Origin of the sequence: Sphingosinithalassobacter sp. CS137 (assembly GCF_014334115.1) — a bacterium.
Taxonomy (GTDB): domain Bacteria; phylum Pseudomonadota; class Alphaproteobacteria; order Sphingomonadales; family Sphingomonadaceae; genus Sphingomonas.
Map to the genome: position 1 here is coordinate 1,581,491 of NZ_CP060494.1, position 12,882 is coordinate 1,594,372.

Genomic DNA, 12,882 nt, shown 5'->3' on the forward strand with positions numbered 1-12,882 from the left:
CTCAGCCTCGGCCGGCGAGCAGCAGCAGAAGCGCGACGATCACCACGGCCACGCCCTGAAAGAGCACGCGCGCCTGCATCATCTTGTTCGATCGCATGCTCGACGCGCTGGGACCGGTGCCGTTGAGATCCGCCTCCGTGGTACGAATGAAGGCAACGATGCCCCGCACGAGGGCAACGACAGTCGCGATCATCGCCGCGATCAGAAGCAGGACGAGGAAAAGGTTCATGCCCCCAATCTAGTCCTTCGCGCGCGCGATGCCAACCGGCAGAGAGCCCGAACGCAATGTTTCCGCGAGCGCACGTCCGTCCTCTCCTGCCGCGCGCAGTGCCGCCAGCGCCGGCGCGCCGCTGCGCTTCGCAAGCCGCCGTCCAGCGGCGTCGGTGAGCAGCGCGTGGTGCCGGTATTCCGGTACGCGAAGCGCGAGCAGCGCTTGGAGCAGCCGATGGACGTGAGTCGCGTCGAACAGGTCGCGCCCGCGCACGATGTGGCTCACGCGCTGGGCCGCATCGTCGATCGTCACGGCAAGATGATAGGAAGCGGGCGCATCCTTGCGTGCGAGTACCACGTCGCCGAAAATGGCGGGAGCTGCGCGGACGGTCCCGGCGAACGCGTCGTGCCAGTCGAGTGCTCGCCCGGCGCGCCCGACTGCGGCCGCCATATCGAGCCGCCAGCAATGCGCCTCGGTCGCGACGCGCGCGGCGCGTTCGTCCTCCCGCAAGGCGCGGCATGTGCCGGGATAGACCGGCCCGTCGGGACCGTGCGGCGCCGAAACGCTCGCTGCGACTTCGCGCGCGATCTCTGCCCGCGTGCAGAAACAGGGATAGAGCAGGCCCATTCCCCTCAGCCGGTCGAGCGCAGCCTGATAGAGCGGCAGCCGCTGCGACTGGAATACGGGTTCGCCGTCCCAGTCGAGCCCCAGCCAGTGCAGGTCGGCGAGGATCGTATCGACATTTTCGGGGCGGCTGCGGGTGCCGTCGACATCCTCGATCCGCAGCAGGAAACGGCCGCCGTTCGCGCGGGCGAAATCATGCGCGAGCACCGCCGAATAGGCGTGGCCGAGGTGCAGCTGGCCGGTGGGGCTGGGGGCGAAGCGGGTGGTGACCAACATCAAAGTGGCCCTTGACCGCGAGTCGCACGCTGTGCTGTCATCATGGCGTCATCCTGATTGCCGAAAGGCATGCCGGAAACGAGAGCGAGGGGAGCGCATGTATCATCCCGATCTGATCCGGCATCCGGACAGTTGTCCCGCACTCGTCCTCAATGCCGATTACACGCCGCTCAGCTATTATCCGCTCAGCGTGTGGCCCTGGCAGACGGCGATCAAGGCAGTGTTCCTCGAACGGGTCGACATCGTCAGCTACTATGAACGCGAGGTCCGAAGTCCCAGCGCGAGGCTGAAGCTCCCTTCGGTCATCGCGCTCCGACAATATGTTCGCCCCTCCCAATTCCCTGCCTTCACGCGCTTCAATCTCTTTCTCAGAGACAAGTTCAGCTGCCAATATTGCGGCTCCCAGCGCGACCTCACTTTCGATCACGTCATTCCCCGCGCCCAGGGCGGCCGCACCACCTGGGAAAACGTCGCCACGGCCTGCGCGCCCTGCAACCTGCGCAAGGGCGGGCGCACGCCGAAACAGGCCGCGATGCCGCTCCATATCGAGCCGATCCGTCCGACCAGCTGGCAGCTCCAGGAGCACGGCCGCCGCTTTCCGCCGAATTTTCTGCATGAAACCTGGCGCGACTGGCTCTATTGGGACGTCGAGCTGGAGGCCTGACAACCCGATCTCCACCTTGCCACGCAACGGTCGAAACGGCTGCTTGAACGGCCTGTTCTATATCGCTAATACAGCGGATCGAGCGAGCAAGAGTGAGCGACTCCGATCCTTTCGACTGGACCCGCGTCCGGCATGACGGCAGCGGCGATCCGCTGGAGCTGACCGGCGGGCTGCCGCCCGGCCGCTCGGCAAAGGTACCGCTGCGCCCCGCGCCTCCCGGTCCGCCCTCTCCGCCGGGGCCGTCCGTCGCTGCGGGGCCGTTCGAGCCCGCGCCCGGCAGCTACACGACCAACCTGCCGGTGGTCTATCGGCCAAGCCCGTGGCGCTGGGTCGTGCGCGGCGTTGCGGCGCTGATCGTGCTGATGATCGTCGCGATCGGCTGGCTGACGCTCACCGCCCCACTTTCCAAATCGCTCCAGCCGCCCGCGCCGCCCTCGATCACGCTGCTTTCGTCGGACGGAACGCCGATCGCGCGGCGCGGCGCCAATATCGGCGCGCCGGTGGACGCCGCCGAACTGCCCGAGCATGTCCGCAACGCCTTCATCGCGATCGAGGACCGCCGCTTCTACGGCCATTGGGGAATCGATCCGCGCGGCATCGCGCGGGCGATGCTCGCGAACCTCTCGGAAGGTGGCGTCCGCCAGGGCGGCAGCACCATCACCCAGCAGCTCGCCAAGAACGCGTTCCTCGACCTAGACCGCACGATGGGGCGCAAGTTTCAGGAGATGCTCATCGCCTTCTGGCTCGAAGCCTGGCTCAGCAAGAACGACATTCTCTCGCGCTATCTGTCGAACGTCTATTTCGGCGACAATGCCTATGGCCTCACCGCCGCCGCGCGCCACTATTTCAGCAAGACGCCCGAGGAACTGAGCGTCGGCGAGGCCGCGATGCTCGCGGGGCTGGTACAGGCGCCGTCGCGGCTGGCGCCGACCGGCAATCTCAGCGGCGCGCGCGAGCGGCAGCAGCTGGTGGTCGGCGCGATGGTCGATGCCGGACTGCTCGACCCCGAGGAGGCCGAGGAGGTCCGCCCAGCCCGGCTCGACACCCATCGCGTCCGTGCGCTTCCCAGCGGCACCTATTTCGCGGATTGGGTGCTGCCGCAGGCGCGCGACCGCGCCGGCGAAATCGCCAGCGAGCAGACGGTGCAGACTACGCTCGACGCTCGGCTCCAGCGCGCCGCCGATCGCGCGGTGGCAAATGCCGGGCTGCGCAAGGCGCAGGCGGCGCTGGTCGCGATGCGCCCCGACGGCACCGTAGTGGCGATGGTCGGCGGCAGGAACTATCGCGAAAGCCCGTTCAATCGAGCGACGCAGGCGCGGCGCCAGCCGGGCTCGACCTTCAAGCTGTTCGTCTATCTCGCGGCGCTGCGCAGCGGAATGACTCCGAACACGCTGGTTCGGGACGAGCCGGTGACGCTCGGCGACTGGTCGCCGGAGAACAGCGACGGCCGGTACCTCGGGCAGATTCCGCTGTGGCAGGCGTTCGCCCGATCGAGCAACGTCGCCGCGGCCCGGCTGATTCGTCAGGTGGGCCCGCAGGCAGTGATCCGTGCCGCGCGCGATCTGGGGATCACCACGCGGATCCCCGCCGACGCTTCGATCGCGCTCGGCACGTCGAACGTCTCGCTGATCGAACTGACCGCCGCCTATGCAGCGATCGCGGCAGGCGAAGCACCGGTGCGGGTGCGCGGTCTGCCCGAGGATCAGGACCGCACGCGGTGGCTCTCCGGCTCCGGCGCATCGCCGCTCTCGCGACGTGAGCTGGAGGGGATGCGAACCTTGCTCGCCGCTTCGATCCGCGAAGGCACCAGCCGCCCGGCCGGACTGTCGATCGACGCGTTCGGCAAGACCGGGACGACGCAGGACAATCGCGACGCCTGGTTCGTCGGCTATGCCGGCGATCTGGTCGTCGGCGTGTGGGTAGGCAACGACGACAACACGCCGAACGCGGGCCTTTCCAGCGCGATTCCGGCGCGCATCTGGCGCGATTTCATGACCACGGCGCTCGGCGTCTCCGCACGACGCGCCGCTCCCCCGCCGCAGGTCGAGGAAGCCGCTGTCGAAGAGACGGAGCCGGGCTTCTCGATCGAATTCGACGAGGCTCCGTTCGGATTGGAAGGCGAGTTCCGCGGGCGCGGCTTCAGCCTGGAAGTCGGCCCGGATGGCGGCATCACCGTCGCCGAGCCCGGCGCACCCGTGGAAGACCGGAAGGAGAGCCCCGACCGGCTCGAGATCCTCCCGCCCGAACGCCGCGGAATCGCGCCACCGCCGCAGCGCCAGCCGCTCCCCCGAGGCGACGGCGAACCGCTCTACCAGCCACAGTAGAAAAGCCGCTGTTGACGCAGGCGCGGACACTGCCGCAAGGCGCCGCCATGCGCTTCTTCTCGGACAACGCCGCCCCCGTCTCGCCCGCCGTGTTCGACGCGCTCGCCGCCGCGAACACGCTCGACACCGCCTATGACGGCGATCGCTGGAGCAAGGCGCTCGACGGCCGCTTCTCCGAGCTGTTCGAGCGCGAGGTTCGCGTCCTGTGGGTGCCGAGCGGGACCGCGGCGAACTGCCTCGCGCTCGCCGCGCTCTGCCCGCCGCATGGCGCGGTCGTGTGCCACCGCGAGGCGCACATCAACACCGACGAATGCGGCGCACCCGGCTTCTACACCCATGGCGCCAAGCTGCTGCTCGGCGAAGGGCCCGCCGCGAAGCTGACCCCCGAAGCGATCGAGGCGGTGCTTGCCGGCATCCGCGACGACGTACACCAGGTGCAGGCGCATGCGATCTCGATCACCAACGCCACCGAATATGGCCGAGTCTACACGCCCGCCGAAGTTGCGGCCATCGGGGTGCTGGCGAAGGAACGCGGGCTTGGCTTCCACATGGACGGCGCCCGTTTTGCCAATGCAGTCGCGCACCTCGGCTGCACCCCGGCCGAGCTGAGCTGGCGCGGCGGAGTCGATGCGCTCAGCTTCGGCTTCGTCAAGAACGGGGGGATGAGCGCCGAGGCGCTGGTGTTCTTCGACACACATCTTGCCGATGCGACTCTCTATCGCCGCAAGCGTGCCGGTCTGCTGCTGTCGAAGGGTCGCTATCTCGCGGCACAGCTGCTGGCGATGCTCGACGGTGATCTGTGGCTGGCGAATGCGCGCGCCGCCAACGCCGCGGCCGCGCTGCTGGCGCGGGCAGCCGGCGAACGCCTCGTCCATCCGGTCGAAGCCAACGAAGTGTTCCTCAAGGTGAGTGCGGAAGAGGCCGCGCGACTGCGCGGGCTGGGCTTCGATTTCTACGACTGGGGACCAGGCGAAGCGCGGCTGGTGACCAGCTGGGATCATTCCGAAGCGGCGATCCGCCCGCTCGCCGACGCGATCGCCGCGCTGTGAGCAACGAGGACATAGTCGAGCCGCCGCGCTCGACTCGGCTGGCGATCCTCATTCCCTTCTTCGTCGTGACGCTGATCTGGGGATCGACCTGGATCGTGATCCGCGACCAGATCGGCCAGGTGCCGCCTAGCTGGTCGGTCACCTATCGCTTCGCGGTGGCGGGGCTGGTGATGCTCGGCTGGGCTATTGCCAAGCGCCAGCCGCTCCGGCTCGATGTGCGCGGCTGGCGCTTCGCGGCGGTGCTCGGGCTGATGCAGTTCGTCCTCAATTTCAACTTCGTCTATCGCGCCGAATTTTACGTCACGTCCGGGCTGGTCGCAGTGGTGTTCGCGCTGCTGCTGGTGCCCAACGCGATCCTTGGCCGCCTCTTCCTGGGCCAGCAGCTCGGCCGGCAGCTGCTCGTCGGATCGGCGATCGCCATGGCGGGAGTCGCGCTGCTCTTCATCCATGAGGCGCGGCAGGACCCGAGTGCTACAGGCAATGTGCTCACCGGAGTCGCGATCACCTTCGCCGGCGTGCTCTCCGCCTCGGTGGCCAATGTGATGCAGGCGACCAAGACCTCGCGCGCCTATCCGATGGTGCCGATGCTGGGAACGGCGATGCTGCTGGGCGCGGGCATGAACGCGCTCTGGGCATTCGTCACCGCCGGTCCGCCGACGGTGGAGTGGAGGCTCGGCTATTTCGCCGGCATCGCCTATCTCGGCATCTTCGCCTCGGCGCTGGCCTTCACGCTCTATTTCGGAGTGATCCGCGTGATCGGACCGGCCAAGGCCGCCTATTCGAGCGTGCTGGTGCCGGTGATCGCGATGCTGCTCTCGACTCTGTTCGAAGGCTATCGCTGGTCCGCGCTCGCGGCGGCCGGCGCGCTGCTGGCGCTGGCCGGGCTGGTGGTGGCGCTCAGGGCGCGCAGGCCGAACCGATAGTCGGGATAGCGCAGGGTCAAGCCAAGCAACCGCTTCGCCTTGCCGTTCGCGACGCGGCGGTTCTCCGAATAAAAGGCGCGTGCGGCGGGCGAGAGATCGGCCTGCGCCAGCGGCACCAGCGGCGGCACCGGCAGGCCGAGCAGCCGACAGGCACAGGCGATCACGTCCGATTGCGGCGCGGGCAGATCGTCGGCGAGGTTGTACGCACCCGCCGGCCCCTGCAGTCCGCGCACCAGCCCCTCGACGATGTCATCGACATGGATGCGGCTGAAGACCTGTCCGCCGGCGTTGATCCGCTGCGCCCGCCCCTCGCGCACGCGATCGAGCGGCGATCGGCCGGGTCCGTAAATGCCCGGCAGGCGAAACACATGCGCATTGGGCAGCGCCAGCCACGCCGCATCGGCCGCGGCGCGGGCCATGCGCCGGCCAATGCCGGTCGGCGCGCTTTCATCGACCCAGCCGCCGCCGCTGTCGCCATAGACGCCGGTGGAGGAAAGATAGCCGAGCCACGCGCCCGACGCGGCCAGGTCGGGCCCATAGGCTGCAAGTACCGGTTCCGCCTCCTGGGCCGGCGGAACCGACGAAAGGATGTGCGTCGCCTCGCGGATTTCGAACCGCACGCGTTCGGTGTCGGCAAAGGCGATACTGCCCTCGCGCCCGTGCCGCGTGGTGCCGGCGACGCGCCATCCATGGTCGCGCAGGCGCGCCGCCAGCCGCGAGGCGGTATAGCCAAGGCCGAGGATCAGCAGCCGCAAGTGCGGCTCACTGCGCTCCGTAGCCGTTGAAGCGCACGCCATATTCGTTGCCCGGGTTCCAGGCGGGGCGTGCGTCCGCATCGGCCACGTTGCGGACGACGGTGTAGGTCAGGTCGGCGAATTTCGCTGCCGACTGCCAGTTGATGAGGCCGATCTCGTCGGAGGGCTCGTGATAGTGATTGTCGAGGAAGGTACGGATCGCCGCCGCTCCCTCGCCGCCCGGGCCGCTGTCGATCGAGATCGCCGGAATTCCCGCCTGCACGAAGCTGTAGTGATCCGAGCGGACGAAGAAATTCTCCTCCGGCAGCGGATCGGGAACGACCGTCAGGCCGACCTGCTCCGCGGCCTCGACGGTCGCCGGGCCGAGAGTCGAATGTTCCTGCCCCAGCACGACCACATCGACGAGCGGATAGCTGATGATCGGCATGTCGAAATTGATGTCGCCTACCACCGAGCCGACCGGCACCGTGGGATTCGCCGCGAAATAGCTCGATCCTAGCAGGCCCTTCTCCTCGGCGGTCAGCGAGATGAAGAGGATGCTCCGCCGGGGCGCATTGCCCGAGCGCTGGAACTGGCGGGCGACCTCGATCAGCGTGGCGTTGCCGATCGCATTGTCCATAGCGCCGTTGTAGATCGTGTCGCCCTCGGCGTCGGGCTCGCCGACACCGACGTGATCGAGATGCGCCGACAGCACGAGATACTGGTCGCGCAGCACGGGATCCGATCCGGGCAACAGGCCGATCACATTGGGGCTTTCCACTCGGGTGACGTCGGTCGCCACGGTCGCGTCGAGCGAAACGCCGAGCGGCCCCATCGGCATCGGCTCACCCGTGGTCTCGGCGGCGCGCACCGATGCCCAGTCGATCGTCGAGCCGGCGAACAGCTTCTCGGCGCCTTCCCGGCTCAGCAGCCCCAGCGGCCGGTTGTCGGCGCCGCCGCTGACCTTCGGCTGGCCCTCGCCATCCAGCGTCGTCATGCGCGGGCGGCCGAGGTAATTGGCGATCATCGCCCAGGGGACCTGCGCGCGCTGCTGCTGCGATTCGATCAGGATCACGCCGGCGGCGCCCGCCTCTCGCGCCATCCGCACCTTCTCGCTCACTGCGCCCAGCCGCTCCGCCGCCGCTTCGTCGAGACCCTGGGGAACGCCGACCAGAACGGCGGCGATCTTGCCGGCGATATCGAGTCCGGAATAATCGTTGCGACCCAGGGCGTCGTCATTGATCCCGAATCCGGCGAACACCACGTCGCCCGATGCCTGCTGTTCGGGCTTGAGCGGATTGGCATCGACGACGAAGTCGCTGCCGAGCGCCAGCGCCGTCGAGGTACCGTCGCGCAGGAGACGCATGCTGCTCGCCTCGCCCGGCTGGAAGCTGACGAGCGGCACCTGCTGATACCAGCTGCCGTCGGTGCCGCCGGGCTGAAGCCCCGCCGCGATCATCTGCGACACCATATATTCCGCGGCGACGAGATGATCGGCGGTGCCCGCCTCGCGACCCCGCAGCGCGTCCGACGCGAGGAACGAGACATGTGCCTTCATCGCCGCCTGCTCCTGCGGCAGCGTCTGCGCGGTTGCGGCGAGGGGAGCGAGCAGCATCGAAGCCGCTAGGAGGAGGGAACGGCGCATGCGGGTCCTTTCATATCTGGCGGCAGGCGAATCCTGCGAAGTCAGCGGGCCATCGGGCCTTCGTAGAGCGTGCCGAAGAAATCGCCCGCATTCCAAACCGGCCGCGCGTCGGCATCGGCGATCTCGCGCGCGATCTGATAATTGACTTCGATGAAGCGCACGCCTGCCTCCCAGTCGATCACGGGCGCCTGATCCAGCTGGTCGGACGGGCGGTGATAATGGTGCTGGAAGAAGTGATTGGTTCCTTCGGCACCCGGGCCAGCATGGCCGGGCCACAGGAACACCGAGGGAATGCCCTGCTGGACGAAGCGATAATGGTCCGAGCGGACGAACAGGCTCTGCTCGGGCATCGGATCAGGCGAGAAGCCGACGCCAATGTTCTGCGCGGCGCGGCGCACGATCGGGCCGAGTGTCGAGCGATCCGCGCCGAACGCGATCACGTCCTCGAAGCGATAGGTGAGGATCGGCATGTCGAGGTTGACGTTGGCCACCAGCGTCTTGCCCGGCAGGCTGGGATTCTCGGCGAAATAATCGGCGCCGACGAGCCCCTTCTCTTCGGCGGTCACCGCCAGGAACAGGATCGAGCGGCGCGGCCGCTCGCCCGATTTCTGGAAACGGCTCGCTTCCTCGATCAGCGAGGCGATGCCCACCGCATTGTCCATCGCGCCGTTGTAGATCGAATCGCCCTCGACCGGCCGGCCGACGCCGACATGGTCGAGATGCGCGGTGAGCACCACGACTTCATCGGCCACCGCCGGATCGCTGCCCGGCAGCAGGCCGGCGACATTCGCGCTTTCGAACAGCTCGCGCTCGGTCTTGAGCGTCACCGCGAGACGGCCCGGCAGGTTCATGGCCCGCAGCCGCGCGTTCGAATCCGCTGCCGCCGCCTGCACCTGCTCCCACGAGGTTCGTGCGCCCTGGAACAGCTTGGCCGCACCTTCCCGGCTCAGCGTGCCGAGCACCGGCGTCTGCGGCGTATCGACATGGCCGCTGCCGTCCGGATTGACCCAGGTGGTGCGGCTGCGCTGCCAGTTCGCCGCCTGCGCGGCGAAGGGCAGCGAACGCGGCCCGGGATTATCGATCGCGATCGCGCCGACCGCGCCGAGCCGCCCGGCCATGTCCGCCTTGGCATTCGCGCTGCCCAGCGACGCGCGGATTTCGCTGTGCAGCTCTTCCGGCACACCGTTCAGGAATACGACGATCTTGCCGCGCACGTCGACGCCGCGATAATCGTCGCGGCCTTCGGAGGGAGCATGGATGCCCCAGCCGACGAACACCAGCGGCGCATCGACCGTGGTGGTCTCGCTCGTCGGGTCGCCGGCGGGCACAAAATCCTCGCCGAAGCTGAGCGTCACCGGCTCGGCGCCACGGCGCGTGAACACGAAGCTGCCGTGCTCGGCAGGCTTGTAGTTCATCAGCGGCACGCGCTGCAGGAAGCCGCCATTGTCGCCAGCCGGGCGCAACCCATTGGCGTAGAAGCGCGCCGCGACATAGTTGGCGGCGATGTCATATTCCTCGGTTCCCGCTTCGCGGCCCTGCATCGTGTCGTCGGCGAGGAACAGGACGTGCGCGCGCATCGCCGCCTGCTCGAGCGGGAGATCGGGATAGGCGGGAGCGGCCTGGACCGGAGCAGCCGTCTGCGGCGCCTCCTGGGCGAAAACCGGAGCGGCGCCGGCAAGCAGTGCGAGCGCGATGGTCGTGCGGAGCATTCGGGATCCTTCGATACGGCGATTCTGGCACGAGGTGTACCAGTCCAGCAGCACGGCGCAAGCATGCCGACCGCGCTTTTCGATGGAAGCGCTGCGACTTGCTCCTATATTCGCCGGCGATGGCAGATGTTCTGAACGCACCCGAAGCCCCGTCCGTAACCCGTCGAGACGCCTATACTCCGCCCGACTGGCAGGTGCCGGAGATCGCGCTCGATTTTGATCTCGACCCCGCCGAAACGCGCGTACATGCCACGCTCTGGGTCGAGCGCACCGGCGCGCACGACCGTCCGCTGCGGCTGGATGGCGACGGGTTGCGGCCGCTGGCGGTGCGCGTCGACGGCGCGGAGATCGACAGTTGGCGAATGGACGGGCCGACCCTCGTCGTGCCGCTCACGGGCACCCAGCACCGCGTCGAGACCGAAGTCGCGATCGCGCCCGAACGCAACACCCAGCTGATCGGCCTCTATGCCTCTGGAGGGATGCTCTGCACCCAGTGCGAGGCCGAGGGCTTCCGCCGGATCACCTTCTTCCCCGATCGGCCCGACGTACTCAGCCGCTATCGCGTGCGGATGACGGCGGACAAGGCACGCTTTCCGGTGCTGCTCTCCAATGGCGATCCGGTTGATCAGGGCGAGCTCGACGGCGGGCGCCACTGGGCCGAGTGGCACGACCCCTTCCCCAAGCCGAGCTATCTCTTCGCACTGGTGGCGGGCGATCTGGTGGCGAACCGCGACACCTTCGTCACGATGTCGGGCCGGGTGGTGCAGCTCGGCATCTGGGTGCGCGAGGCCGATCTGCCGCGCACCGACCATGCGCTCGAGGCGCTCAAGACCTCCATGGCCTGGGACGAGAAAGTCTATGGCCGCGAATATGACCTCGACGTGTTCAACATCGTGGCGGTGGGCGACTTCAACTTCGGCGCGATGGAGAACAAGGGGCTCAACATCTTCAACTCGCGCTACATCCTGGCCGATCCTGACACGGCAACCGACCAGGACTATGACGCGATCGCGGCAGTGGTGGCGCACGAATATTTCCACAACTGGTCGGGCAACCGCATCACCTGCCGCGACTGGTTCCAGCTTTCGCTGAAGGAAGGCTTCACCGTCTTCCGCGATCAGGGTTTTTCCGCCGATCAGGGCTCGCCCGCGGTGAAACGGATCGAGGATGTGCGCGCGCTGCGTGCCGCGCAATTCCCGGAAGACGCCGGGCCGCTCGCGCATCCGGTGCGCCCCGACAGCTATATCGAGATCTCGAATTTCTACACGGCGACGATCTACAACAAGGGCGCCGAGCTGATCCGGATGATGGCGACCATCCTCGGCCCCGCGAGGTTCCGCCAGGCGACCGACCTCTATTTCGAGCGGTTCGACGGCACCGCCGCAACCTGCGAGGATTTCGTCCAGTGCATGGAGGAAGCGGGCGGAGTCGATCTCGAGCAGTTCCGCCGCTGGTACAGCCAGGCGGGCACGCCGCGCGTTTCGGCGACGCTGACGCACGAGCCCGGCAGCGGCCGCGCGCTGCTGAAGCTGCGCCAGACCGTGCCGCCGACGCCGGGCCAGCCGGAAAAGGCGCCGATGGTGCTGCCGCTCAAGCTGCGGCTGTTCGGCGACGAGGCGCAGGGCCCGCTCACCGACGAGCGGCTGGTACTGCTCAGCGATACCAGCGAGGAGATCCTGTTCGAGGGGATCACCGACAAGCCTGTGCTCTCGATCAATCGCGGATTTTCGGCGCCGGTGATCGTCGACACCAACCGCACGCCTGCCGACCTCGCCTTCCTCTCGGCGCACGACGACGATCCCTTCGCCCGCTACGAGGCGATGCAGCAGCTGATGCTCGACACGCTGGTCGGCGCGGCCACCGACGGCACCGCCGATCACGGGCCGGTGGTCGAGGCAGTGCGCAACACGCTGCTCGACGCGCGGCTCGACCAGGCGTTTATCGCAGAGGCCGTGCTGCTGCCTTCGGACAGCTTCATCGGCGACCAGATGGCGGTGGTCGAGCCCGAAGCGATCTTCCGTGCGCGCGAGGCGCTGCGGCGCGATCTCGGCCGCAACCTCGAGCGCGAATGGCGCATGGCCTATGAAGGCGCGCGCGCGAACCGCTTCGAGCTCTCTCCTGCGGCCAAGGGCGCACGGCGGCTCAAATCGGTGTCGCTCGGCTATATCTCCGCCAGCGGCGCACCCGACGCGGCGAGCCTCGCCTTCGTCCAGTTCGAGCAGGCCGACAATATGACCGACCGGCAGGGTGCGCTCACCACGCTGGCAAACGGCGCGTCTGACAAGCGCGTGGCGGCGCTCGACATCTTCTACAACCGCTACCGCGACAATCCGCTGGTGCTCGACAAATGGTTCCAGACCCAGGCGCTCGCCGCACGCGAGGACACGCCCCGAATCGTCGAGGAGCTGGCGGAGCATCGCGACTTCACACTCGCCAACCCCAACCGTGCCCGCGCACTGATCGGCGCGTTCAGCGTCAACCAGCGCGCGTTCCACGACGCGAGCGGACGCGGCTACCGGTTCGTGGCCGACCAGCTGATCGCGCTCGACAAGCTCAACCCGCAGACCGCCGCGCGGCTGGTGCCGCCGCTCGGCCGCTGGAAGCGATTCGATCCGGCGCGCGCCGAGAAGATGCGCGCCGAACTCGAACGGATCGTGAAAACCCCCGGGCTAAGCAAGGACACGTTCGAGCAGGCGTCGAAGAGCCTCGACTGAACAGGTCGC

Annotated in this window: 10 protein-coding genes; 5 read left to right on the forward strand and 5 right to left on the reverse strand. The window is 67.9% G+C overall.

Annotation, left to right across the window (positions count from 1 at the left end; genetic code table 11):
* Position 1 precedes the first annotated feature (1 nt).
* The gene (locus H7V21_RS07805) at positions 2 to 229 is read right to left on the reverse strand and encodes a twin transmembrane helix small protein (RefSeq protein WP_188056251.1); all 228 of its coding nucleotides are present in this window, start codon (positions 227 to 229) and stop codon (positions 2 to 4) included.
* Between the two features lie 9 nt (positions 230 to 238).
* A complete protein-coding gene (gene gluQRS, locus H7V21_RS07810; RefSeq protein ID WP_188056252.1) occupies positions 239 to 1,111 on the reverse strand; it encodes a tRNA glutamyl-Q(34) synthetase GluQRS in 873 nt (290 codons plus the stop codon).
* Positions 1,112 to 1,208: 97 nt separating this feature from the next.
* On the opposite strand from gluQRS, the gene H7V21_RS07815 reads away from it, so the two are divergent.
* The 4 genes from H7V21_RS07815 (at position 1,209) to H7V21_RS07830 (ending at position 6,071) form a co-directional block, all read left to right on the forward strand.
* Positions 1,209 to 1,775 (forward strand): HNH endonuclease, encoded by a 567-nt coding sequence (locus tag H7V21_RS07815; protein WP_188056253.1) that lies wholly within the window; start codon positions 1,209 to 1,211, stop codon positions 1,773 to 1,775.
* Positions 1,776 to 1,867: 92 nt separating this feature from the next.
* Positions 1,868 to 4,099 (forward strand): transglycosylase domain-containing protein, encoded by a 2,232-nt coding sequence (locus H7V21_RS07820; protein ID WP_262504060.1) that lies wholly within the window; start codon positions 1,868 to 1,870, stop codon positions 4,097 to 4,099.
* Between the two features lie 47 nt (positions 4,100 to 4,146).
* The gene (locus H7V21_RS07825; RefSeq protein ID WP_188056254.1) at positions 4,147 to 5,148 is read left to right on the forward strand and encodes a threonine aldolase family protein; all 1,002 of its coding nucleotides are present in this window, start codon (positions 4,147 to 4,149) and stop codon (positions 5,146 to 5,148) included.
* Positions 5,145 to 6,071 carry a DMT family transporter gene (locus H7V21_RS07830; protein WP_262504061.1) on the forward strand — a complete coding sequence of 309 codons (927 nt, stop codon included), beginning with the start codon at positions 5,145 to 5,147 and terminating at the stop codon, positions 6,069 to 6,071. Before H7V21_RS07825 ends, H7V21_RS07830 begins: the two co-directional genes overlap by 4 nt.
* Here the strand turns inward: H7V21_RS07830 and H7V21_RS07835 are convergent.
* The 3 genes from H7V21_RS07835 to H7V21_RS07845 all read right to left on the reverse strand — a co-directional run bounded on the left by H7V21_RS07835 (position 5,981) and on the right by H7V21_RS07845 (position 10,159).
* A complete protein-coding gene (locus H7V21_RS07835; RefSeq protein ID WP_262504062.1) occupies positions 5,981 to 6,826 on the reverse strand; it encodes an NAD(P)-dependent oxidoreductase in 846 nt (281 codons plus the stop codon). The two genes, H7V21_RS07830 and H7V21_RS07835, sit on opposite strands and share 91 nt — an antisense overlap.
* A 7-nt stretch (positions 6,827 to 6,833) precedes the next feature.
* Entirely contained in the window at positions 6,834 to 8,420 is a 1,587-nt protein-coding gene (locus tag H7V21_RS07840) for a M28 family peptidase (RefSeq protein WP_262504063.1), read from the reverse strand.
* Positions 8,421 to 8,491: 71 nt separating this feature from the next.
* Positions 8,492 to 10,159, reverse strand: a complete 1,668-nt coding sequence (locus H7V21_RS07845) for a M28 family metallopeptidase (RefSeq protein WP_188056257.1) — start codon at positions 10,157 to 10,159, stop codon at positions 8,492 to 8,494.
* 119 nt (positions 10,160 to 10,278) lie between these two features.
* On the opposite strand from H7V21_RS07845, the gene pepN reads away from it, so the two are divergent.
* Complete coding sequence (gene pepN, locus H7V21_RS07850) at positions 10,279 to 12,873, forward strand: aminopeptidase N (RefSeq protein ID WP_188056258.1); 2,595 nt, start codon at positions 10,279 to 10,281, stop codon at positions 12,871 to 12,873.
* Positions 12,874 to 12,882: the final 9 nt, after the last annotated feature.